A 23061-nucleotide genomic window follows, 5' to 3' on the forward strand; every position below is an offset into this window, starting at 1 on the left:
CTGAGGAACGCTTGGCATGATCTATACACTTTTTACTTGATATAAAGGATTTCGCTCTATTATACTTCCCTCTTTCGGAACGGTCAAAGCGTCTACTTCACAATGAGGGAAATGAAGCGCGAGCTGTTCTTTTAGCTCTTCTCCCTTTCCTTTTTCGGTCATGACGAGAATCGTCGGGCCTGCTCCGCTGAGAGCCGTTCCATATGCGCCCTTCATCTCGGCGACGTGCTCTACTTTTGACAGCTCAGGCACAAGCATCGCCCGGTACGGCTGATGGAACATATCCTTCTTCATGATTTTCCCGACAAGCGGCCAGTCCTTGGACATGATCGCAGCAATGAGGATATTGCTGACAGCACTTGCTTTTACGGCATCGGCATATGGAAACTCCTTCGGAAGCACGTCTCTCGCGTCTCTTGTCAGCACTTCGTAAAAAGGAATGACAACGACTACGTCAATGTCAGCATTCGGGACGCGGATCATTTGGGTCTCGTCATCCTCATGCAGGCCGATCACAAGTCCGCCGACGAGAGAAGCGCCAGCATTGTCCGGGTGTCCTTCTTCTAGACTGGCTAAATGCAGCTTGTCCGCTTCAGACAGCTTTAAGCCGCATAATTCATCAGCCAGTTCAATGGCCGCTACAATCGCCGCGGCGCTGCTGCCAAGGCCGCGTGCAAGCGGGATGTCGCTCCACACCTTCACATGGACAGGAGGCATTTCTTTTCCGTACAAATCTGCGGTCCGTTTAGCCACTTGATAGATCAGGTTATCTGTACCCGCCGGAATTCCGGCGACTGTTTCTGTTTCAGCCTCAAAAGACCATTTGTCGCTTTCAAAGACGGTCAGCTTCAAATATCTGCTGAGCGCCATTCCGACTGAATCAAAGCCGGGGCCTAGGTTAGCTGTGCTTCCGGGAACAGTGACAGAGAACAGCATGTCGGCTTCGTTCATACACGGGCCGCTCCTTTTACATATTCAAGGATGCTGTCTTCATCAGTCGGCAAAGTGACAGGCTTGATTTCTGAAATGTCGACCGCTGTGTTCGGATCTTTCAGTCCGTTTCCTGTTAACACAGCTACGACCTTGCTGCCTTTCGGAATTTCTCCGGATTTCACCTGTTTCAGCACTCCTGCGATAGACGCGCAAGAACCTGGTTCTGCAAACACGCCTTCTACACGGGCGATCAGCTGATATGCGTGAAGGATTTCATCATCAGTGACTTCGTCAATTTTCCCATTGGATTCCTCGGCTGCCTTTACAGCTTTGTCCCAGCTTGCCGGGTTTCCGATACGAATGGCTGTCGCTATTGTTTCAGGATTTTCAATCACTTCATTGCGCACGATTGCCGCCGCACCCTCAGCTTCAAAGCCGCGCATTTTCGGAAGGCCTGTGCCGTTTTTCTCATGATATTCCTTGAAGCCCTTCCAGTACGCAGTGATGTTTCCCGCGTTTCCGACCGGGATCGCTAAAACATCCGGCGCTTCCCCCAGCTGTTCGCACACTTCGAAGGCAGCAGTTTTTTGGCCTTCAATGCGGTAAGGGTTGACTGAGTTGACAAGGGCAATCGGTGATTTCTCACAGATGGAACGGACAATTTTAAGCGCATCGTCAAAGTTTCCGTCAATTGCGATAATCTCGGCTCCGTACATGACAGCTTGAGCGAGTTTTCCAAATGCAATTTTTCCGTTCGGGATGATGACAATGCATTTCATGTTAGCACGGGCTGCATATGCTGCCGCAGCAGCGGAAGTGTTACCTGTTGACGCGCACATAATCGTGTCATTGCCTTCTTCTTTTGCCTTTGCCACAGCCATAACCATTCCGCGATCTTTAAATGATCCCGTAGGATTGACGCCTTCCGTTTTGACATGAAGCTCAATTCCGAGCTGCTCAGACAGCTTCGGCAGGTGAATAAGAGGTGTGTTTCCTTCATGTAAAGTCAGCGCCGGTGTTTGATCTGTTACAGGTAAAAATTCTTTATATTGATGGATAAGTCCTTTCCACATTAGCTCCAACCGTTCCCTTCTACACGATATGTGCTTTTGACTTCTTGAACGACTTCCAAATCATTTAGGTTTTGCAGAATATCACTGAAATCAGCTTCTGATGTATGATGTGTGACAATTACGATTTCAGCTAACTCATCATGGCCTTTAATTGGCAGCTGAAGGATTTTTTCAAAGCTCACGCCCCGCTCTGAGAACACAGATGTAATTTTCGAGAATGAACCAACCTCATCTTTTACATGAATTCTTAAAAACTGCTGTGCATAAATGTCAGACGGTGATTTCATGTTTTTCTCATATTGCGGTCCGACAAAGCTGTTGCCTGTTACACCAAGGCGCATATTTTTCATGACAGCGACGAGGTCAGAAACAACGGATGTCGCTGTCGGCATGCTTCCGGCTCCCGGCCCGTAGAACATCGTCTCACCGACAGCCTCGCCGTATACATAAACGGCGTTAAACTCATTATGAACAGCAGAAAGCGGATGGTGGTCAGGAAGCAGTGTCGGCTGTACGCTGACCTCGATTTTGCTGCCGTCACGCTGAGCAATCCCGATCAGCTTCATTGTATAGCCGAGGCGTTTGCTGAAGCTGATGTCCTCGTCTGTAATTTGGGAGATCCCCTTTACTTTGACGTCTTCCAGATCCACGTTCATCGAGAAGCCGAGGCGCGCCAATATCGCCATTTTCCGTGCGGCGTCAAGCCCTTCCACGTCAGAAGTCGGATCAGCTTCGGCAAAACCGAGATCCTGCGCTTCCTTGAGCACTTCCTCGTATGGGCTTTTCTCTTTGATCATTTTTGTTAAGATAAAGTTTGTTGTGCCGTTCACAATTCCCATCATTTTTGTAATACGATCTGATGAGAGGCCTTCCTCTAACGTGCGCAGAATCGGAATCCCGCCGGCAACACTGGCTTCAAAGTAGATATCGCATCCATTTTCCTTCGCTTCGGCAAGCAGTTCGGAGCCGTACACAGCCATTAAGTCCTTGTTTGCTGTGACAACATGCTTTTTCGATCTCAGCGCGTCGACCAAATATTGTTTTGTCTGTTCAACGCCGCCGATCACCTCGATGACGACATCAACATCTGGATCATCAATGACATCATACACTTCTGTCGTGAGCACTTCCTTCGGCAAATCTACTTCTCTCTTTTTCTCTATATCTTTTACAAGCACTTTTTTTATCGTAACCGGACAGCCGACCTGATGCATAAGCTTATCCTGATGGTCTTGAATAATTTTAACGACACCGCTTCCGACGGTACCTAAACCTAAAAGCCCTACACGAATCGCTTTCAAAAAAACTCCACCTTTCATTTGATTGTCCTCTTGAAAAAGACAATTGTTAACTCAACACAGACATATAAGTTACAAACATTATATAAGCCCGCTCCTGTTTTGACAAGACAGCACTAGGCTGAATTTTGTGAATGTAAACGCTTAATGCATTGATATGACAAGATTCTTTATTTTCTAATTATTTTTGTCAGATTTTCTCCTCACCCTGAGCTGCCTTTGCCGAGCCAGCTGACGCGGGGAACAAACAGCTTCTGCGCCCGCATATTCATGAATTCCTGCGCTGTATTGAGAAATTGTTCATAACGCCCACAGTCATTAAGAATGAAGTCAAGCTGTTCTTCAAAATAATGCTTTTCTGATTCTGATGACATGTAATAGCTTTCCACGATTTCAAAATAATGAAGCGGGAAAAGCAGACGGCTGTATAAAAGGCGTTTCGAAAACGAAGACAGCGGTGTGACTTGCTCGTATTCCTGTAAAAAGAGAAAGCCCTGCTGATTAAAATCTTGTCTGTGATGCAAAAACGTATGCCTCATATATTCAGCCAAATCACGGGAAGCATGGTCAAACACCCAATCAGCCGGAATTCTGATCAGTGATTCGGGTGACCATGTATGCCTTTCCATCCGCTGATGGCATATCGTTCCTGAATCAGCGGCTTGGGGCTTGTCATCCAGCTCAGTGTCCACTAAATATTGTATCGCGTTTTCTGACAGTCCTAAATAATATGAAAATGATTCGATCATTTTTTTATCGAATGGCTCATGCGGAGGGGTCTGAACCTTTCTCTGCCAAAATGCTTCCAGCTGATCAATTCGTTTTCCCCACAGATCCTTCCACTGGCCGATTCTTCCGGCTGCCTTCACCTCATACGGATATCCTCGGCCTTTTCGGTGAAATTCCGACAGCTCCGCTCCAATGGAGAACGCCCTGTTTGAATAAGGGGGGGCCGCCTTCAGCAGAGCGTACGTTTTTCCCTCATGTTCAAATGTCAGCTCACCTTCTTTTGTAAAGATAAAAACCGAGACGTATGGGTCACTTTGTTCTTGTAAATACTGACTCATGTAATAAAGCTCCGCCAGCTCTGTTTCTGAGAATTGGGAAACGGGAACAATCAGAAAGTATGAATTAGGCGTCTGAAAGCATTGATATGTGTGCTGGTACATGGAAAGCTGCCTGATGTGAATGCCGTATTTTTCTTTTATTGTACCTTTCACCATGATCACCTGCCTGTTGAATTAGGGCTCATCACATCGTAGTCATACACAGCCGGAATTATGAATACATATTTTAATCCGAAGAAGGCGCAAGAAAAAGTCGTAAACTTCTCAAGCATTTTGTATAAACTAGTAAAAAAGATTGGGTGAAGCTGATGTCAGAAAACGAACAATTCAGTCAGATGGAAGCTAAAGCAAGAGCACGGATGAAGGAGCGCGGCGTTGAGGTATCAGACATTGCCGAGCTTGTCTTTTTTCTGCAGAAAAAATATCATCCGGATTTAACCATTGATGAATGCACGCTGAACGTCAATCGTGTTCTCGCAAAACGCGAGGTGCAAAACGCGATTTTAACGGGCATTGAATTGGATGTTCTTGCTGAGCAGAAAAAACTGTCTGAACCGCTGCAAACGATGCTGGAAATAGATGAAAGCCTATATGGAGTAGATGAAGTTCTGGCATTTTCCATTGTGAACATTTACGGATCGATCGGGTTTACGAACTACGGTTACATCGACAAAGAAAAACCCGGAATCCTTAAACGATTGAATGATAAATCAACCGGTGAATGCCATACCTTTTTAGATGACATCGTCGGAGCGATTTCCGCCGCGGCTTCAAGCAGACTTGCACACCGCGCGCGGCATACAGAATAAGGGCACCCTTTTAGGGTGCCCTTTCAGCGTGTCGACAAACCCTCGCATTCGTTGTCAGGCCTGCGCTTCGGTGCTCACGAATTTCAACATTCGCCGTGCTCCGGTGCTCGGCCTTCCTAGACTTCAAAGGTTTTCAATCACGCTGAAAAGATGACAAAATCCTAAAACGAAAACGTTTTAGGATTTTGTCATCAATCTGTAAGGGTACCTTTTTTGGGTGCCCTTTTTTCAAATGTATGGAATCCATTCAGTCAGAGAGTCAATGGCGTGAGTCGGTTTTTCCATATCGTCTGTCATATGTTCTCTTTTCGTTACGCCTGTGTGAACGAGCAGCGTATCCATACCCGCGTTAATGCCGGCCATAATATCAGTGGCGTAGTTGTCGCCAACCATGAGTGTTTCAGACACATCTGTGCCGAGAACGCGCATCGCCTGCTCCATAATAATTGATTCCGGCTTGCCGATAAATACAGGCTGTACACCTGTAGATACGGTTAACACCGATGTCAGTGAACCGTTTCCCGGCAGAAGCCCTCTTTCAGTCGGAATCGCAATATCTCCATTAGTGGAAATAAAGCGGGCACCATTTCTGATTGCCAGGCAGCCGACAGCAAATTTTTCGTATGTAATGGAACGATCGATGCCAACAACGACAAAGTCCGCGTTTTCTCCGCCAAATGTCAGGCCGTTTTCTTCAATCGCCTGGCGGATTCCTTCCTCCCCAATCACATACACAGACGCGTCTTTTTTCTGCTGTGCAATGTGCTGGGCAGTTGCCATGCTGGTCGTGAAGACCTGCTCTTCTGTTGCCGGAATATCAAAAGACACGAGCTTGTCCGCTACCTGCTTCGGTGTGCGCGAAGAGTTGTTTGTCACGAAAAGATAAGGAACGCCGCGATCTTTCAGCGTTCTGACAAATTCACACGCTTCCTCGATTTTTTCCGTGCCATTGTACATCGTTCCGTCTAAATCAATTAAATACCCTTTATATGTTTTCATATCCAACACTCCTGTGGCTTTCCAGTTGTTATTTAAACGCGGAAACAGGCCCTAGCTCTGTTTCCAAATAGCTTCTGATCCGTTTCGGGAAGTCCTGAAGAGCTGTTTGATGCGCCTTGATCAGCCTGTAAAGCTCGCCGCTGTCAGCGAGCAGATACTGTTGAACCAACGTTTTGCGGTAGGCGATCAATTTTTTGAGCTCAGCACCCTCTTTTTCCGTGACAACTTTCTCATCAACAAGTATATCCATAATGTCGTCATAGCTGCCCGGGTCCCGCATAATAAAGCCGTCAATCATGTCATTGCCTGTATCCAAAATGCATTCGATTAACAGATGGCCTATACGCTGAAGTGCCAATCCCCCGATTTCAGACTGCCAGTCTGTTTGTGAGTCAAATAGCGCCAGCTGGTGCTCGAAGAATCCTAGTGTTTTCTCGATTTTGCTTCTGTCAACAAAATACATGACAGCATCCCCTTTGTGTATATTTATTTTCTGATCCGTTTCAAGACAAAATACGCACAGCCGAAATTGCAGTATTCGTAAATATATTCATCTAATGTGCTGATTTTCGTTTCGAAGGTTGCCTTTTGATTCTGGTCGTCAAAGAAGCCCTTGAGCCTTAACTGACCGTATCCCCAGTCTCCCACAATATAATCGTATTTATTTAATATATCGGAGTAGCGGGCTTTAAAAGCCTCTTCGTTGAAGCCGTCTTTGAAATTGTGCACCAATTCAAATTCGGCATTTTGAATAAGAATCATGAATCTCACCTCTTTTTCACTCATTCCTATCATAATTCATTGCCCCGTCCCCATCAATTGCTAAAGAATAAATCATGCGATTTGGCTACCCTACACATGAGGAGGGATTTATAAATGAAACGAACCGCTGTCAGCTTCTGCCTGCTGACTGGACTTTTATCCGGGTGCGGAGGCGCAGGATTGGATAATGCCCAAAATGTCCGGAATCAGACGCAGAATCAAACCAAACCCATTCATGTGTCGGACCGCAACGAGGCTTTTAACAGGCATAATGAGAACGAACAATTTGGCTATGTCCGCTATCAAAAAGAACAATTTGACGGAGACCAGCAGAAAACGCCGGTGATGAACCGGGAAGAAACCGCTCACATGATATCAAGTTTAACGGTTCAGCTCCCCCATATTCAAGATGCTGCGACATTGGTGACTGACCGAGAAGCGCTTGTCGTATACAAAACCGATTCTAAAAACCGGGAGCTGACCGCCGATCAGGTGAAAAAAACAGCGGCTTCCGTGATACCGCGATACTATCACGTGTATATTTCCGATAATCCAAACCATATGCAGTCCGTCGAAAATTACAGCAATCTCGGCTCTGGTTCAAGGGATATTAGAGAGATCATGTCGGGGACGATTCAAGAAATGAAAACCTCCCCGCAAGGAAGCCCTGTCTCAGAGAATGAAAATGCCAATGGAGAAACGCGTCAGGACATGAAAATCGATAGGAATGACAAAAACGCCAGATGATCTGGCGTTTTGGCATTATGCTTGTGCTTGACGCTTTTTAGATGCTTCGTTTACTTGTTCATCCGCATGGTAAGAGGAACGGACAAGCGGACCGGCTTCACAATGGCTGAAGCCTTTTTGCATCGCGATTTCTTTTAATTCTGCAAATTCATCAGGATGGTAGTATTTTTGGACTTTCAAGTGTTTCTTCGTCGGCTGCAGATATTGGCCGATTGCCATAATATCCACGTTGTTCGCCAAAAGGTCGTCCATTACTTCAATAATCTCTTCTTTTGTTTCGCCGAGTCCGATCATGATACTTGATTTTGTCGGAATGTCAGGCTGCATTTCCTTCGCACGGCGCAAAAATTCCAATGAACGGTCGTACGTCGCACGCGCGCGGACTCTTGGCGTCAGGCGGCGAACCGTTTCGATATTGTGATTCAGGATGTCTGGGCGTGTATCCATTAAGGTTTTTAGGTTATCGTAGTTTCCGCCCATATCAGACGGCAGTACCTCAATTGTTGTGAACGGGCTTTTTCTGCGGATCGCACGGACCGTTTCCGCGAAAATGCCTGCCCCGCCATCTTTCTGATCGTCACGCGCAACAGCCGTAATGACCGCGTGTTTCAAATTCATAAGCGCGACTGAATCCGCTACGCGTTCCGGCTCTTGCAGGTCAAGCTCAGTTGGAAGGCCTGTTTTGACAGCACAGAAACGGCATGCTCTTGTACAAACAGAACCTAAAATCATAAATGTCGCTGTACGTCTGACCGCCCAGCATTCATGAATATTCGGACATTTTGCTTCTTCGCATACGGTATGAAGGTTGTTTTCCCGCATGAGTTTTTTGAGCCCTGTATAGTTTTCATTTGTATTTAATTTAATTTTAAGCCATTCGGGCTTTCTGAGGTGTTCGTCTTTCTTTGCCAATTCCCATCATCTCCAATATCCAATATACTCAATTTCTGACACGAAACATTCTGAAAACGAGAAAGGTGCAGGTTTTAGTTCTGCAACAAAAATAATGTTTTTCTAACTAAAGAAAGTCTTTTCTTTAGACACTTTAACATAGGAAAAATTTCTCGACAAGGGAAGATGATTACTGACATTTTTAAGCCGGGTTGCCGCAAACTATGTGTATTCAATATGAAAGGAGATTATTTTGTGAAAGTTTTGTTATCCGCTCTTCTTCTCCTTTTGTTTGCATTTGAGCCTTCTGCGTCTGGAACAAAGCTTTCAGATCCAGTGCTGTCGAAACGGATGGAATTATATCATAAAATCGAAGCTGTGACGCAGATCCCTTGGTATGCGCTCGCCGCTGTTGATCAGTACGAAGAAAACGTGCGGAGCAACCGGAAAGATCTGCCTGACAAGGCGGGAATCATCAGCATCTATATACCCGATGACATCTGGAGCGGGCCTGAAAACCCGAATCCGAAAGATGATGCGCCGTTAAGCATTAAAGTGTTTGACGGAATCGGAATGGATGGCGATGGAGACGGGAAAGCCGAGGTCAGCAACGATGAAGATATTTTGTATACGTTCAGCCAATACTTACTGTCGTATGGCACAGATGAAGACAACATCCGGATCGGGCTTTGGAATTATTACCGGCGTGATCAGACAGTGGGGATCATATCTGAATTCATGAAGCTGTTTAAAGCCTACGGCCATATTGATCTGGGCGAGCATGCATTCCCGCTTCCGATCAGAACCGATTACAGCTATCGAAGCACGTGGGGAGATGCCCGCGGCTTCGGAGGAAGGCGGATTCATGAAGGTACGGATATCTTTGCCCATTACGGCCTTCCTGTCAAATCCACATGTTACGGTGTAGTTGAAATGAAGGGCTGGAACCGCTTCGGAGGATGGAGAATCGGCATCAGGGACATTAACAATACGTATCATTATTTTGCCCATCTCAATGGGTTTGCCAAAGGGATTAAAACAGGACAAATCGTTGAGCCTGGCCAAGTGATCGGATCAGTCGGCAGCTCCGGATACGGCCCGCCGGGAACCGCCGGGAAGTTCCCGCCGCATCTGCACTATGGCATGTACAAAGATAACGGAAGAACCGAATGGTCATTTGATCCATACCCGCATTTGAGGGCGTGGGAGCGATATGAATACCAAAAAAAGAAGTAACAAAAAGCCGCCTCTTCGACAGGCGGCTTATTTGCTGCTTTTTTCTTTTTTTGAATCAGCACCGTCTTCTTCTTTGCTGCTCGGGAGCTGGACAGAAGGCGTGACACCCGAGCCGCCGCTTCCATTATAAAACTGCGGCACTTCGCCCTGCACTGCTTTAATCGATACAGGAACATTATTTGTGACGACAGCGGTTTTGCTGGCAAATGGAATGATGACCTTCACTTTAATTTCGACAAAGATGCTGATATCAATAAGTGCGTTATTTATGCCATACGGCTTGATCTTAGTTTTGACATCTGTAAAAGCGTCACCGATTAAATTGAACCGGACCGGGATTTTCGGCCCGAGGTTTCCAAGAAGGCTGTTGCCGGTTACCTGTCCCAGCGGAATGTTGATCATAATGTTTTCACTGGCGCCGCTGTGTCCGGTATGGGTTTCCATCTCTTTCAAATGAGCCTGAAGCTGCTTTGTCACTTTTGTTTTCACACTGTTTACAACCTGTGTATTAAAATCGATTGTCGTTAAGTTTCCGTTTTCATCAGAATTCATTTGAAACATATCTTTCATATTTTCACTGTCAGACATATAGTCCTCAATCGAATCCTGGATCACCTCTGTCGCTATACGCTTCGTTTCCATCTCGCCGATGTCCATTAAAACAGGTTTGATCGAGCCATTGATCATCCAAAGGCTGACCGTTGTTGACAGGATAAAAAAGACAACTGACAGGAGCATCACGTAACGGAAAGGCAAAGGTCCTCTCTTGCGAAAAGGGCCGCGATATCTTGGCAAGAAAATCCCCCCTTACATATCACAATGTATGCTTGTAAGAGGGGACATAGTAATAGCCGGGGCCAATTTATTTTATCTCACCATTTTTAAAAGCGCTTCTCTGCCGCTCATGCCGACTTTGATGCCAAGATCTTCTGCGGCGTACGTGATGGATTCTAAAGGTGCGTCTAACAGCTGGTCAATGGTGCGGACACCAACTGCGCGACCCGCCACAATGCCGCGCTCCTTTAATTTTTCATTCAGCAGCGCCACATCTAGCGCGCCGCACATAATGTATCCGTGATCATTGGTGACGGCCATAAAATTCGTTTTTGGAAGTTTCACTGTCACAGCTGTAAAAGGCTGTCCTTCTATCATGATCGGTGTCAGATTTACCACGTCAACCACTCCCTTCATTCATCACTTTATGATGAAGGGCACAGCTTGTTGTGGGCTGACTGCCTTATTGCGCAAGCTTCCAAGCAAGCAGATCCCGCAAAAATTCCGGCATAAAATATTCTTTTTCTGCAGCGTCGCGAATCAACGGAAACAGTTTGCCGAGCGTAAACATATCAAGCACCGCAACGGAGTATTGTTTATGTTTTTCAATATCTTCCCCGTTCAGTGTGATCCGGGTGACGTGGGTGATCCCGTCATCGAGCCGTTTCGTTTCTACCTCAACGCCGGCATACACCATTTTCCCCATCACTTCTCCGCGGAAGCCGAGTCCTTTGATCCGGAGCTGCTCCACTTGTTCGGAAGCGGCATGGACAATGGTTTCCTTCAATTCTTCTCCCGTCAGGCGGACAGCCACCGGGTTGATCGGATGCGGACAGATGCGGTGCAGATCCAGCTTTGTCACAGGACCTGCTTTTAGCGGACCGAGAATGACACCTGAATTGACCATACTGATGTCCGTCTCGCACCATTCCTTTAAGGCGTACGCCAAAAGCAAAGGCAGCTCTGATTCTTCAAACCACTTCACCTCAGCATCTTGTGCAAGCTCTGCAACGGCATCGGACAGCTTCGCCTCGGCTTCACGTTCTTTTTCATTGAGAAACGCTTTTGTTTCTGCGGATTCTCCTGTCCATTCCGCCATGTTCTGCACAGAAGCCGTTTTGCTGATGATGCTTCGCTGTACGCTGTCCACCGTGATTTCTACACAGCCGACATAATGCCCGTATTTCTCGGCGCTGGCCAGCAGTACCCCATTAACCACTTGTCCATCTTCAAGCAAATGATGGGTATGTGATTCGAGGATTACATCAATCTCAGGTACCGCTTCAGCCACTGCTTGATCATCAAGAATGCCTAAATGTGACAGCAGAACGATAATATCAGCCTGCCCTTTCACTTCCTGAATGGTTTCCTTTATGCTTTCAAGGGCATCCGTTACTGTCCATCCCAGCTTGTCATAAACAGGATAATACGGCACAGTTACACCTAAGAAAGCAATGGACATACCGTTTTTCAATGATTTGATATGGTAAGGCACCGCCCAGGACGGACGGTTTCCATTTTTATCAAACAGGTTAGAGACGATGACAGGAAATTCAGCATGATCATATAAGGCAGCAAGCTCTTCATGCGGAAGCGTAATCCCTTCGTTATTGCCGATCGCCGCTCCATCAATGTGAAGGCGGTTTAAGAGATCGACATTCGCTTTTCCGAATGTCGCCTCTGTCACGAATTGAAAACGATCAAGATGATCGCCAATATCAAAAACGAGCGTCTCTTCGCCGTATGACTGATGCTCTTTTCTTTTCTGCTCGATATAATCTACAATTTTCGGCCAGTTTTCAAAATGGCTGTGCAAATCATTTGTATGATATAAGCGGAGCTTCTCCTTCATAATATCTCTCCCTAATCGTTCAGCTGAAAATGCCTTCATAAATGAGCTGGCAGCCGATCAAAATCAATACGATCCGCATGATCATAACGATCGTTTTCGTCTGCATTTTTCTGTTGATGGCGGCGCCAAGCTTTCCGCCGAACCAAGCGCCGGGCACAAGCGCGAGGGCGTAAAGCCAATTGACGTGCCCGGAAATCATATGTGAAACAGACCCTGTCATAGAAGACAGGAAAATAATAAACATGGACGTTGCCACCGCAACCTTCGGCGGAAACAGAAATAACAGCATCATCGCCGGAACCATCAGTGATCCGCCGCCTATACCGAAAAGTCCGCCTAAAAAACCGACAACAAAGGCAATGGCAATACCGACAGAGGCCTGATATGAGTACGTATAAGGCTCACCGGCATCATCCTGAAATGTCCGGATAATTCCTTTGTGCGCTTTATTGACCGGCCGGGCTTTCGCTTTCAGCATTAAGGATAATGAAATCAGAATCATAAAAATGCCAAACCAAACGGAAAACGAGTTTGAATTGAACAGCTTTGACACGTAAGCCCCGATCATGCTGCCGGGACCCGAACCGATAAAGAAAATGAGCCCGCTCTTATAATCAACGGTTTTATATTTAATATAAGCCAAAGTTGAAGAAAGGCCCGTAAAAATAATGACCAAAAGCGAAGTTCCAATCGCAACCTGCGGCGTCACATCCTGAAACAGCTGCGTCACTGTGCTTAAAAACATCAGAGACGGCACAATGACAATTCCGCCGCCAAGCCCGATCAGACTTCCTACCGTACCTGCGATTAATCCCAGTACGACCAAAATCACAAACGACATCAATAAAAACCTCTTTTCTAAAATAAATCGAGCTGTCTCGGAGCAAGTCCGCTGTACTCGATATCAAGCAGTTCAAGCATCTGCTTGCCATTATCCGCGGCGTCACCGCCGGAATTGTTGTTGAACAGGACAAAAACATCCTTACATTGCTGCTGCAATTCATTCAGGTGCTTTTTCCAATCCTCCAGCTCCTGTTGGTTGTAGCGGTATAAGTACCTGACCTCCCGCCAGTTTTTCCCGCCATCAGGCTTCATCCAGCCCTGCTTGTTGCGTCCGTGAAACCTGACGAGCGTTTTGTTTTCATCGGTGGCGCGCAACACAGTCGGAACGCTGCCTTCTCCGATTTGCGGTTCATCACAGACACTGTGAATCCAGCCTTCCGCTTTCATAAATGAAAGCGTCTGCTCATAAAATGGCGGCGAGAACCAGGAACGGTTTCTGAATTCAAGCGCACAAGGAATATCTCCCATTTGGTGCTTGCACCATCTCAAATAGGCGACATTCTCCTTCTTGCAGTCAAACCACGGCGGAAATTGAAACAGCACCATGGCGAGCTTATTGCTATGTAAATATGGCGTTAAAGACACCTTAAACGCATCAAACATCTCCTCTTTTGAGTCAAAGGGAATTTCGCCGCGCTGATGCCCTGTCATGCCTTGATATGCTTTCACGATAAATTGGAAGGTTTCGGGCGTTTCCTTCACCCACTTTTCATTATTGCGCGCCGGCTGAATCGCGTAAAAGCTCGCGTCTAATTCCACGATCGGAAAATGGGAGGAATAGGCCTGCAATTTTTTCTGGCTGGCCGTTTTCGGCGGATAGATGCTGTCATGATCCCCCCACCCCGTCAGTCCGATATAAATCACACTCATTCACCTCTCTTCCAGTTTATCACACGTGTTTTCAGGTTTCCTCGGAAATGCTGTACATATGGCGAGAAAATGCAGAACGAAGATGCTGATATTGTTCCTCATTCGTATCTAAAAACGCCTCTTCTCTTGAGGAAGGAATATGCTGATATTCAATAGGCGCCTGAAACTGCTCACTCGTAAAATCGTACATCACACCCATGATGCTGTTATAAAAATGCCAGCTCTCACCGACTTTTGTTTTGAAAATCGTGCCGCCGAAATGGTCTTGAATCACCAATGCCGTCACGCCGCATTGGCCGCATGCCGGGCATTCTTCCGTCCATTTAGAGCTCGTATGGCGCGACCAAGATTGCTTAAGTATGTATTTAACATGTTCCATTGCCTCCGCCTCCTTTTAAAAAAGATACCACGTTGATGAGATTTTAAAAACTAGAACGGAGGAAATCAAAAAACCCGGCGGTAAAATCCGCCGGGCTTACGAAGGAACGACCAGAGCTCCGTCAATTTCAGTGACTTTTTCCCCGTCATTGTACACGCACCGGCCTTTGCTGTAAGTGGCCGAAATGCTGCAGGGAAATGTATGTCCTTCGTAAATGCTTTTTTTATGCTTTGCAAACATCGATTCTCTTGTAACAGTGTACGGCTCCATGCTGACGAGCACGAAATCTGCATCACACCCCGCCTCAAGCCGCCCTTTTTTCTGAAGGCCGAATCGTTTTGCAGGGGCCGCCGCTGTCCATTCTGCGATGGTTTCAAACGGAATCTGATGCTCAAGCGCCAGTTCCAGCATTCCTAATAAAGTGAACTGCCCGCCGCTGATTCCGCCCCATGATAAAAACATGTTATCCTCCCGTTTCAAGGATGGACGGCAGGGGGAATGGTCTGAGGAAACCATGTCAATATCCCCGGCAATGAGCGTCTCGATCAGCGTCTCTTTTGATTGCCGTGACCGGAGCGGAGGCGCGCATTTTGCGACAGAGCCCCTTTGCCGTAAATCGTCATGGCTGAACAAGACATAATGCGGGCATGTTTCAACCGAAACATCAAGACCTTCCTGTTTCGCCTCTCTGATCAGCCGGACCGCTTTCGCCGTGCTGATATGGACAAAATGAACCGGACAGCCTGTCACCTTCGCATACTGAATCGTGCGATACACCGCTTCAACTTCTGCTTCCTCCGGGCGGGAGGCGGCGTACGCATCCGCGTCCACCTTTCCTTTATTGGCCAAAACCATCTGCAAGTAGCTTGTGATCGCGTCACTTTCCGCGTGGAGAGCGAGGATTTTTCCTGCAGCCGCGATTTCTGCCATGCCTTTGAGCAATGTCCGTTCATCAACAGAGTGGAACTCATCAGTGCCTGACTTTGATAAAAACGCTTTAAACCCGATCGCTCCCGCTTCAGCCATTGGACGGATGTCATCGATATGGCCTGGCACAAGGCCGCCCCATAGCGCAAAATCCACGGCAGATTTTTGCCTGCCTAGCTCAGCTTTTGCGAGAAGATGCTCTGCCGTCACGGTTGATGGAATACAGTTGAGCGGCATATCAAAATAGGTAGTGCAGCCGCCTGCGGCCATCATTTGAGAACCTGTTTCAACCCCCTCCCAATCCTCCCTGCCCGGTTCATTAAAATGAACATGGCAGTCTATCACACCAGGAAACACGTATTTCCCGTCTGCCTGGATGATTTCCGTCCCGCTTGCTTCAATGTCAGAACCTATCTCGGCAATGACACCGTTTTGAACTGCAATCTCAGCTTCTATAACGCCATCTGGCGTAACTGCCTTCACACCTTTTATCACCATATCGTAAGCCATATTGATCCCCCCATGTCAGGATGACGATTTTTCATGTCAGTTTATGTCACACAACCAGTTCTATTTTCAACAGTTTACTGCTACTATGATCGTATTACATCAGCAAAACCGCTAGAATTCCTATTGAAAATTATTCACCTTAACCAATGTTTTTATAGAAAAGGAGAATGCGCTATGAATATTTTTGATGTGATGAAAATACCGGCTTTTGAAAACGCCAATTTAATCGCTGGAAAAGCAGGAGGGGAAAGAGAGGTTCAGCATGTCAATATGATGGACGCTCCGGATATCGCAGACTTTTTGCATAAGAATGAATTGCTCGTCACCACCGCCTATCACCTGAAGGATCACCCGCATCAATTATCTGAACTGATTCGGCAAATGGCAAAACGCGGCTGTGCGGGCCTCGGCATTAAAACAAAGCGCTATCTGGAAGATATCCCGAAGGAAATCATCGAACTGGCCGATTCATATGCGTTTCCAATCATTGAGCTTCCGGAACACATCCGACTCGGCGATATTGTGAATGCCACACTCAGCCACATTCTCGATATGCGTTCTAACGAGCTGCAGCAAGCCATTTACGCGCACAAAAAATTCACAAACCACATTATGAGCGGCAAGGGGCTGCAATCCCTCCTCAAAAAGGTGTCAGACCTCCTTCAGCTTCCCGTGCTGCTGCTTGACCAGCATGCCAAAATGCTGTCTGCGTCTCATCAGATTTCAGTTGAGACCGAAAAGCTGAAAGGCACTCTGAATACCGTATCCGGGCCATTTTTCACTTGTTTCTCTACAATCTCAGATCAGAAAACATATTCTGTCCTGCCTATTTATAATCACGAAAAAAACTGCGGCTACCTGCTGATACCGGACATGGTGCAGGCCGGCGATAAAGGATTGATCCTCACTATTGAACAAGCGGCCAACGTCATTTCCTTTGAATTGCTGAAGGAAAATGCGCTGAAACAGTTCAGCCGGCGGGCCCGAAATGAGTTTTTCAACAATTTTATTGAGCGGTCCTTTTCTTCAGATGACGAAATCAAAAACCGGGCGAAAGAATTCAAGCTGCGCTGGGATCAAAAATACATGTGCATTGCCGGCAAACTCGATCGGAATGATGAATCAATCAGCTTTACAGAAAATCAGCTCGCTTCCGACAGCGTATTCGAATTTCTTGAAGGTGAACTATCAGCCTTCCCGTTTCCGCCTCACTTCTTTATGAAAGGAAATGTCGGCATTATTCTAATCGAGGCGACAGACAGCTGGAGTGAAATGCATGCCTCGGTGATCAGCTTTTTAGAACAGTTCCAAACACAGGTCAGCACTCAATTTAAACGAACCGTGTCGTTTGGCATCAGCAATATCTGCCAAAAGCTCATTGATGTTCCCGACGCTTTCACAGAAGCTTCTGATGCTCTGCAATCTGGGCATTTGTCAAGAAGCACCGCATTTATCCAGGTGTATCACGCCAAAGATGTGCCTGAGCTTCTGCGCTTGCTCCCAGTTGAGGATTTGAAGAAATTTTACAACTCCACGCTTCAGAGCCTCGCTGAAAAACAGCAGGAGGATCAAAGCCTGCTTCATACGCTTTCCGTCTATTTAGAGACACACTGCCAAATTTCAGAGACGGCAAAGCGTCTGTACGTTCATCGCAATACGGTCATCTACCGTCTTGAAAAATGCGAAGAGCTGCTGGGGAAAAGCTTAAAAGATCCTGAAACAACGATGCGTTTGCGGCTTGCCTTACGTATGCAGCGGCTGATCAGCTAACGTTTGTCACATTTTCCTACAAAATGAATCACTTTTCGTCACTTTCAGCAATCATACCTGTCTTTTTCGGCTACTGTATCCAATGACACCCCTCTTTCGGCACGATATCATGTTACTAAAGTTCACATACAAGGAGGGACTATAGTGAAAAAAAGATCGTTTGCGGTGTTTACGCTTGGCCTGCAGCATGTGCTCGCCATGTATGCAGGTGCGATTTTGGTGCCCCTGCTTGTCGGCAGGGCCCTGAATGTAACAACTGAACAGCTGTCCTACCTATTGGCGATTGACCTGTTAACGTGCGGAGTCGCGACGCTTTTGCAAACCTTGTGCGGAGCATACATCGGCATCGGGCTTCCCGTCATGCTTGGCAGTTCATTTGTGGCCGTCACCCCGATGATTGCAATCGGCAGCAATTACGGCATTCACGCGATTTACGGTTCCATCATCGCGGCCGGTGTATTCATCTTTTTGTTTGCGCGTTTTTTCGGCAAGCTGACTGTGTTATTTCCTCCTGTCGTAACAGGTACCGTTGTGACCTTGATCGGCCTTTCACTTGTTCCGACAGGTGTGAAAAATATGGCTGGCGGTGAAAAAATAAACGGCAGCGCCAACCCCGAATACGGTTCACTCGAAAACCTTCTTCTCTCTGTCGGTGTTCTTGTTCTGATTTTAGTCCTCAACCGCTTTCTCAAAGGATTTGCCCGAACACTGTCCGTTCTGATCGGAATCGCCGCCGGAACAGCGGCTGCAGCGATCATGGGCAAAGTCAGCTTTTCTTCTGTTACAGAAGCACCGTTCTTCCAAATCCCGAAGCCTTTTTACTTCGGAGCCCCTACGTTTGAAATCGGTCCGATCTTAACGATGCTGATCGTCGGAATCGTCATAATTGTGGAATCAACCGGCGTTTTTTACGCAATCGGAAAGATATGCGGCAGATCTTTAACTGAAAAAGACCTCGTCAAAGGCTATCGAGCGGAAGGAATCGCCATTCTCATCGGCGGGCTGTTCAATGCCTTTCCTTATAATACCTTTGCGCAAAACGCCGGCTTATTGCAGCTGACCAAAGTGAAAACAAGAAACATCGTCGTTACCGCAGGCTGTATCCTTGTCTGTCTCGGACTGATTCCGAAGATTGCCGCCCTTGCATCTGCCGTTCCTGCTGCTGTACTTGGCGGCGCGACCGTCGTCATGTTCGGCATGGTGATTGCCTCCGGCGTCAAAATGCTCAGCGCAGCGGATCTCAAAAATCAATATCACCTCCTGACCATCGCATGCTCAATCGCACTCGGCATCGGCGCCAGCACGGTCCCCGGGATTTTTGCTGAATTCCCCGCTCCGATCCGGATTCTGGTCAGTGACGGCACCATCACTGGAAGCCTAACCGCCATCTTTTTGAATCTATTTTTCAGCTTGCGCGACAAAAAAGAATTAACAGCACAGCAAACAGAACTACCGGTATTAGAACATACACTCGCATTAGAAAAAGAGGTGTAAAAAAGATGAAGGAACAGCACAATGCCTTACAGCTGATGATGCTGGGGCTTCAGCACATGCTTGCCATGTATGCGGGAGCCATTCTCGTTCCGCTGATCGTCGGAGCGGCGATCGGGCTGAATGCGAGACAGCTGACGTATTTAATCGCGATTGATTTGTTTATGTGCGGGGCGGCAACTCTTTTGCAGCTCTGGAGAAACCGATATTTCGGCATCGGCCTTCCCGTTGTGCTCGGATGCACGTTTACCGCAGTCGGCCCGATGATTTCCATCGGCAGTACTTACGGTGTCCCAGCGATATACGGTGCCATTATCGCCGCAGGACTGATTGTCGTCTTAGCCGCGGGCTTCTTCGGGAAGCTTGTCCGTTTTTTTCCGCCTGTTGTAACCGGATCAGTCGTCATGATCATCGGCATCAGCCTGATTCCAACGGCAATGAATAACCTGGCCGGAGGTGAAGGAAGCAAAGAATTCGGCTCACTGGACAACGTGCTCCTCGGGTTTGGCGTCACAGCTTTTATCTTATTGCTGTTTTATTTCTTTAAAGGCTTTATCCGCTCTATAGCGATTTTACTCGGTCTTATCGCAGGAACAGCGGCTGCATATTTCATGGGAAAGGTCAATTTTTCTGAGGTCTTGGAGGCGTCTTGGCTTCATGTTCCGTCTCTGTTTTATTTCGGACCGCCAACCTTTGAGCTGCCGGCTGTTGTCACGATGCTTCTCGTTGCGATTGTCAGCCTCGTTGAATCGACAGGCGTTTATTTTGCCCTCGCTGATATCACAAACCGCAGGCTGTCGGAGAAGGATCTGGAAAAGGGCTACCGGGCAGAAGGCCTTGCGATTTTGCTGGGCGGCTTATTTAACGCGTTTCCCTATACAGCTTTCTCGCAGAATGTCGGCATCGTTCAGCTCTCAAAGATGAAAAGTGTCAACGTCATCGCCATCACAGGAATCATACTGGTCGCGATCGGGCTGGTTCCAAAAGCAGCGGCCCTGACAACAGTGATCCCCACCCCAGTTCTCGGCGGCGCAATGATCGTCATGTTCGGCATGGTCATTTCTTACGGGATCAAAATGCTATCCAGCGTTGACCTTGATTCGCAAGGCAACTTGCTGATTATCGCCTCTTCCGTCAGCTTGGGGCTTGGCGCTACAACAGTTCCCGCGTTGTTTTCATCTCTTCCGGGCGCGGCCTCTGTCTTGGCAGGAAGCGGAATTGTGATCGGCAGTTTGACGGCCATTGCACTGCACGCTTTTTTTCAAACCAAACAGCCGAATGGCGCAGACATAAAAACGTAAAGGAAGATGCCAATGTTCACAATGGATGACCTGAACCAAATGGACACACAAACACTGACAGGCACACTTGGTTCTATTTTTGAACACTCTTCATGGATTGCGGAGAGATCCGCAGCACTACGGCCGTTTTCGTCCCTTTCTGATCTTCACCGCAAAATGACTGGCATAGTAAAAGCCGCGGATCGCGAGACACAGCTTGATTTAATCAAAAAGCATCCCCGGCTCGGAACAAAGAAAACAATGAGCGATGACTCGGTACGAGAGCAGCAGAACGCGGGGCTCAGCAAATTAGAACAGCAGGAATACGAGGAGTTTCTCATGCTGAATGAACACTATTATGATCGCTTCGGCTTTCCTTTTATTTTAGCGGTGAAGGGAAAGACGAAACAGGACATTCACCAAGCCCTGCTGGCAAGGCTTGAGAGCGAACGAGAAACGGAGTTCCAGCAGGCCCTTATAGAAATTTACCGAATCGCCCGCTTTCGTCTGGCTGACATCATCACTGAAAAAGGAGAGACGCAAATGAAAAGAACCATGTCTTATGGCAAAGGAAATGTATTTGCATACCGAACGTTTTTAAAACCGCTCACTGGAGTGAAGCAAATCCCAGAATCATCTTTTGCCGGGAGAAGCAATACCGTTGTCGGCGTTGATGTGACATGCGAAATTGGCGGAGAAGCCTTCCTGCCATCATTTACAGACGGAGACAATACTCTCGTCGTGGCAACGGATTCAATGAAAAACTTTATCCAGCGCCATCTCGCATCCTATGAAGGAACGACAACCGAGGGGTTCCTACACTATGTAGCTCACCGATTTTTAGATACCTATTCTCATATGGACAAGATCACTCTGACTGGCGAAGACATTCCGTTTGAAGCAATGCCTGCATACGAGGAGAAAGAGCTCAGCACAAGCCGCCTCGTCTTCAGAAGATCGCGTAATGAACGAAGCCGCTCTTTGCTGAAAGCAGAACGAAGCGGGAATACCATAACGATTACAGAGCAATACAGCGAAATCATGGATCTTCAGCTCGTCAAGGTGAGCGGCAACTCCTTCGTCGGCTTCATCCGGGACGAATATACGACTCTTCCCGAAGACGGCAACCGCCCGCTGTTTGTCTATTTAAACATCAGCTGGCAATATGAAAATACAAATGACGCATACGCTTCTGATCCAGCCCGCTACGTCGCGGCTGAACAAGTCCGCGACTTGGCAAGCACCGTTTTTCACGAGCTCGAAACCCCTTCAATCCAAAACTTAATCTATCATATCGGCTGCAGAATATTAGCAAGGTTCCCGCAGCTCACTGATGTCAGCTTCCAATCTCAAAATCACACGTGGGATGCGGTTGTCGAAGAAATCCCGGGCTCACAAGGAAAAGTCTACACCGAACCGCGCCCGCCATACGGTTTCCAACATTTTACCGTGACAAGAGAAGACGCCGAGAAAGAAAAACAGAAAACCGCTGAAAAATGTCGGAGCCTGAAAGCCTGATGGGAAAGCTGACAACCCATATTTTAGATTTAACCTGCGGCAAACCAGCGGCGAACGTAAAAATTGAATTGAAGCGGCTGGGCGAAAGTATTATGAAAGAGGTTTACACTAACAATGACGGCAGAGCCAATGTCCCTCTGCTGGCTGGTGAAGAGCTGGTGTCCGGAGAGTATGTGATGGAATTTCATGCAGGAGACTATTTTGCGAATAAAAACGTGAATACGGTCGACCAGCCATTTTTAACCATAGTCACCGTCCGTTTTCAGCTTTCAGATCCAGATGCACATTATCATATCCCGCTCTTGCTGTCGCCGTTTGGATATCAGGTGTATAGGGGGAGTTAAGAAGGAAGCCCGCCGGTGAGGCGGGTTTCTATTTGCACTTCAATAAACTTTTGATCCTAAGACAGTACTTGCAGTGATCCCACGCTTAGTGAAACAACAGCTTGAATAAACATTCACCAATATTTTTCAGGATAATTGCTACGAGAAAAACATCCTGTAGTCCTTTCATTTATAAATCGGGGTTTCAAACTAATAAGTCAGCTCTTAGAAGCTTCTCAAAAAAATACTTTGAAGACAATTGCTGCGGTTTTAATCGTTTTGATAATGCGTTCTCTCTTACACCTTTAGACAAAATATTCATTTTTTCTTTTTTAGACTTAAATCTATGTCGAAAATGATCGTTTGGCATATCTTATACTATCTCCACTAAAGGAGGTGACATTATGGGATTCTACAATTCTGGTGGATATAGTGGAAACTCTGGTTACTCAAACGGTTTCGGGAGCTCCTTCGCTTTGATCGTGGTGCTATTCATTTTGTTGATCATTGTTGGAGCAGCTATCTTTAATTATTAAGTTTAACTTTCCTTGCCTCCGCCGTATCCAACACCTCCCTGTCCGACAGACGCCATAAGAAGTTTTTATGGCGTCTTTGCTATGGATTCACTAATCATTTTCTAATCCAGAAGCTATCAAGTTCTACGAGATTTATCGTGATGTTTCCCACAGCGCTTCTGCGTCTTGACCGC

At 47.0% G+C, this 23061-nt stretch carries 24 protein-coding genes; 9 read left to right on the forward strand and 15 right to left on the reverse strand.

The window, feature by feature from the left end:
• Positions 1-21: 21 nt before the first annotated feature.
• The 4 genes from thrB to cotNH all read right to left on the reverse strand — a co-directional run bounded on the left by thrB (position 22) and on the right by cotNH (position 4527).
• Positions 22-951 carry a homoserine kinase gene (gene thrB, locus AC0OMA_RS16320; protein ID WP_003228699.1) on the reverse strand — a complete coding sequence of 310 codons (930 nt, stop codon included), beginning with the start codon at positions 949-951 and terminating at the stop codon, positions 22-24.
• Positions 948-2006, reverse strand: coding sequence for a threonine synthase (thrC, locus tag AC0OMA_RS16325; protein ID WP_003228697.1), 1059 nt, complete (start codon positions 2004-2006; stop codon positions 948-950). Before thrC ends, thrB begins: the two co-directional genes overlap by 4 nt.
• Positions 2006-3307, reverse strand: coding sequence for a homoserine dehydrogenase (locus tag AC0OMA_RS16330; protein WP_014477878.1), 1302 nt, complete (start codon positions 3305-3307; stop codon positions 2006-2008). Before AC0OMA_RS16330 ends, thrC begins: the two co-directional genes overlap by 1 nt.
• 200 nt (positions 3308-3507) lie before the next feature.
• Positions 3508-4527, reverse strand: coding sequence for a spore coat-associated protein CotNH (cotNH, locus tag AC0OMA_RS16335; protein WP_015483650.1), 1020 nt, complete (start codon positions 4525-4527; stop codon positions 3508-3510).
• 152 nt (positions 4528-4679) lie between these two features.
• Here cotNH and AC0OMA_RS16340 point away from each other — a divergent pair, with 152 nt between their 5' ends.
• Positions 4680-5180: a phosphatidylglycerophosphatase A family protein gene (locus AC0OMA_RS16340; RefSeq protein WP_003243814.1), complete on the forward strand. Its 501-nt coding sequence runs from the start codon at positions 4680-4682 to the stop codon at positions 5178-5180.
• A 228-nt stretch (positions 5181-5408) separates the two neighbouring features.
• Here the strand turns inward: AC0OMA_RS16340 and nucF are convergent, their stop codons facing one another.
• Genes nucF through AC0OMA_RS16355 form a run of 3 tightly spaced genes read right to left on the reverse strand, consistent with a single transcriptional unit; the run spans position 5409 to position 6941 of the window.
• Complete coding sequence (nucF, locus tag AC0OMA_RS16345; protein WP_003243196.1) at positions 5409-6179, reverse strand: 5' nucleotidase NucF; 771 nt, start codon at positions 6177-6179, stop codon at positions 5409-5411.
• A gap of 28 nt (positions 6180-6207) precedes the next feature.
• Entirely contained in the window at positions 6208-6642 is a 435-nt protein-coding gene (locus AC0OMA_RS16350; RefSeq protein ID WP_015384552.1) for a DUF86 domain-containing protein, read from the reverse strand.
• 23 nt (positions 6643-6665) lie between these two features.
• A complete protein-coding gene (locus tag AC0OMA_RS16355) occupies positions 6666-6941 on the reverse strand; it encodes a YutD family protein (RefSeq protein WP_003228682.1) in 276 nt (91 codons plus the stop codon).
• Between the two features lie 114 nt (positions 6942-7055).
• On the opposite strand from AC0OMA_RS16355, the gene AC0OMA_RS16360 reads away from it, so the two are divergent.
• A complete protein-coding gene (locus AC0OMA_RS16360; RefSeq protein WP_015384554.1) occupies positions 7056-7688 on the forward strand; it encodes a YhcN/YlaJ family sporulation lipoprotein in 633 nt (210 codons plus the stop codon).
• Between the two features lie 15 nt (positions 7689-7703).
• Here AC0OMA_RS16360 and lipA read toward each other — a convergent pair whose 3' ends face one another.
• Positions 7704-8600: a lipoyl synthase gene (lipA, locus tag AC0OMA_RS16365; RefSeq protein ID WP_003222888.1), complete on the reverse strand. Its 897-nt coding sequence runs from the start codon at positions 8598-8600 to the stop codon at positions 7704-7706.
• Between the two features lie 234 nt (positions 8601-8834).
• Here lipA and lytH point away from each other — a divergent pair, with 234 nt between their 5' ends.
• A complete protein-coding gene (lytH, locus tag AC0OMA_RS16370) occupies positions 8835-9815 on the forward strand; it encodes an L-Ala--D-Glu endopeptidase (RefSeq protein WP_015483651.1) in 981 nt (326 codons plus the stop codon).
• 27 nt (positions 9816-9842) lie between these two features.
• On the opposite strand, the gene yunB is transcribed toward lytH, so the two are convergent.
• From yunB to AC0OMA_RS16405, 7 genes are all read right to left on the reverse strand, one after another.
• Positions 9843-10610: a sporulation protein YunB gene (gene yunB / locus AC0OMA_RS16375; RefSeq protein ID WP_015483652.1), complete on the reverse strand. Its 768-nt coding sequence runs from the start codon at positions 10608-10610 to the stop codon at positions 9843-9845.
• Between the two features lie 72 nt (positions 10611-10682).
• Positions 10683-10988 carry a YunC family protein gene (locus AC0OMA_RS16380; RefSeq protein WP_015384558.1) on the reverse strand — a complete coding sequence of 102 codons (306 nt, stop codon included), beginning with the start codon at positions 10986-10988 and terminating at the stop codon, positions 10683-10685.
• Between the two features lie 64 nt (positions 10989-11052).
• On the reverse strand, positions 11053-12441 hold the full coding sequence (locus AC0OMA_RS16385; RefSeq protein WP_015483653.1) for a bifunctional metallophosphatase/5'-nucleotidase: 1389 nt from the start codon (positions 12439-12441) through the stop codon (positions 11053-11055).
• Between the two features lie 19 nt (positions 12442-12460).
• Entirely contained in the window at positions 12461-13282 is an 822-nt protein-coding gene (locus AC0OMA_RS16390; protein ID WP_015384560.1) for a sulfite exporter TauE/SafE family protein, read from the reverse strand.
• Between the two features lie 17 nt (positions 13283-13299).
• Positions 13300-14148: a DUF72 domain-containing protein gene (locus AC0OMA_RS16395; RefSeq protein ID WP_003243895.1), complete on the reverse strand. Its 849-nt coding sequence runs from the start codon at positions 14146-14148 to the stop codon at positions 13300-13302.
• A gap of 37 nt (positions 14149-14185) precedes the next feature.
• The gene (locus tag AC0OMA_RS16400; RefSeq protein WP_015483654.1) at positions 14186-14533 is read right to left on the reverse strand and encodes a YunG family protein; all 348 of its coding nucleotides are present in this window, start codon (positions 14531-14533) and stop codon (positions 14186-14188) included.
• 96 nt (positions 14534-14629) lie between these two features.
• Positions 14630-15970, reverse strand: coding sequence for an allantoinase (locus tag AC0OMA_RS16405; protein ID WP_474222266.1), 1341 nt, complete (start codon positions 15968-15970; stop codon positions 14630-14632).
• A 174-nt stretch (positions 15971-16144) separates the two neighbouring features.
• On the opposite strand from AC0OMA_RS16405, the gene pucR reads away from it, so the two are divergent.
• The 6 genes from pucR (at position 16145) to yuzJ (ending at position 22888) form a co-directional block, all read left to right on the forward strand.
• A complete protein-coding gene (gene pucR / locus AC0OMA_RS16410) occupies positions 16145-17740 on the forward strand; it encodes a purine catabolism transcriptional regulator PucR (RefSeq protein WP_167560331.1) in 1596 nt (531 codons plus the stop codon).
• 144 nt (positions 17741-17884) lie between these two features.
• The gene (pucJ, locus tag AC0OMA_RS16415; RefSeq protein ID WP_181220104.1) at positions 17885-19234 is read left to right on the forward strand and encodes a uric acid permease PucJ; all 1350 of its coding nucleotides are present in this window, start codon (positions 17885-17887) and stop codon (positions 19232-19234) included.
• A gap of 5 nt (positions 19235-19239) precedes the next feature.
• Positions 19240-20532 carry a uric acid permease PucK gene (gene pucK, locus AC0OMA_RS16420; RefSeq protein ID WP_015384564.1) on the forward strand — a complete coding sequence of 431 codons (1293 nt, stop codon included), beginning with the start codon at positions 19240-19242 and terminating at the stop codon, positions 20530-20532.
• 12 nt (positions 20533-20544) lie between these two features.
• Positions 20545-22029 carry a factor-independent urate hydroxylase gene (pucL, locus tag AC0OMA_RS16425; RefSeq protein WP_181220105.1) on the forward strand — a complete coding sequence of 495 codons (1485 nt, stop codon included), beginning with the start codon at positions 20545-20547 and terminating at the stop codon, positions 22027-22029.
• A complete protein-coding gene (uraH, locus tag AC0OMA_RS16430; RefSeq protein ID WP_015384566.1) occupies positions 22029-22373 on the forward strand; it encodes a hydroxyisourate hydrolase in 345 nt (114 codons plus the stop codon). Before pucL ends, uraH begins: the two co-directional genes overlap by 1 nt.
• A 383-nt stretch (positions 22374-22756) precedes the next feature.
• Entirely contained in the window at positions 22757-22888 is a 132-nt protein-coding gene (yuzJ, locus tag AC0OMA_RS16435) for a YhzE/YjcZ family sporulation protein YuzJ (protein WP_009968115.1), read from the forward strand.
• Positions 22889-23061 lie beyond the last annotated feature (173 nt).

The sequence above is a fragment of the Bacillus sp. AMCV2 genome, from assembly GCF_056033925.1.

Excerpts from the sequence above, each read along its gene's own strand:
- thrB (WP_003228699.1), bottom strand. The coding sequence starts at position 951 with ATGAACGAAGCCGACATGCTGTTCTCTGTCACTGTTCCCGGAAGCACA.
- thrC (WP_003228697.1), bottom strand. The coding sequence starts at position 2,006 with ATGTGGAAAGGACTTATCCATCAATATAAAGAATTTTTACCTGTAACA.
- cotNH (WP_015483650.1), bottom strand. The coding sequence starts at position 4,527 with ATGGTGAAAGGTACAATAAAAGAAAAATACGGCATTCACATCAGGCAG.
- AC0OMA_RS16340 (WP_003243814.1), top strand. The coding sequence starts at position 4,680 with ATGTCAGAAAACGAACAATTCAGTCAGATGGAAGCTAAAGCAAGAGCA.
- nucF (WP_003243196.1), bottom strand. The coding sequence starts at position 6,179 with ATGAAAACATATAAAGGGTATTTAATTGATTTAGACGGAACGATGTAC.
- AC0OMA_RS16350 (WP_015384552.1), bottom strand. The coding sequence starts at position 6,642 with ATGTATTTTGTTGACAGAAGCAAAATCGAGAAAACACTAGGATTCTTC.
- AC0OMA_RS16355 (WP_003228682.1), bottom strand. The coding sequence starts at position 6,941 with ATGATTCTTATTCAAAATGCCGAATTTGAATTGGTGCACAATTTCAAA.
- AC0OMA_RS16360 (WP_015384554.1), top strand. The coding sequence starts at position 7,056 with ATGAAACGAACCGCTGTCAGCTTCTGCCTGCTGACTGGACTTTTATCC.
- AC0OMA_RS16385 (WP_015483653.1), bottom strand. The coding sequence starts at position 12,441 with ATGAAGGAGAAGCTCCGCTTATATCATACAAATGATTTGCACAGCCAT.
- AC0OMA_RS16390 (WP_015384560.1), bottom strand. The coding sequence starts at position 13,282 with ATGTCGTTTGTGATTTTGGTCGTACTGGGATTAATCGCAGGTACGGTA.
- AC0OMA_RS16400 (WP_015483654.1), bottom strand. The coding sequence starts at position 14,533 with ATGGAACATGTTAAATACATACTTAAGCAATCTTGGTCGCGCCATACG.
- AC0OMA_RS16405 (WP_474222266.1), bottom strand. The coding sequence starts at position 15,970 with ATGGCTTACGATATGGTGATAAAAGGTGTGAAGGCAGTTACGCCAGAT.
- pucR (WP_167560331.1), top strand. The coding sequence starts at position 16,145 with ATGAATATTTTTGATGTGATGAAAATACCGGCTTTTGAAAACGCCAAT.
- pucK (WP_015384564.1), top strand. The coding sequence starts at position 19,240 with ATGAAGGAACAGCACAATGCCTTACAGCTGATGATGCTGGGGCTTCAG.
- pucL (WP_181220105.1), top strand. The coding sequence starts at position 20,545 with ATGTTCACAATGGATGACCTGAACCAAATGGACACACAAACACTGACA.
- uraH (WP_015384566.1), top strand. The coding sequence starts at position 22,029 with ATGGGAAAGCTGACAACCCATATTTTAGATTTAACCTGCGGCAAACCA.
- yuzJ (WP_009968115.1), top strand. The coding sequence starts at position 22,757 with ATGGGATTCTACAATTCTGGTGGATATAGTGGAAACTCTGGTTACTCA.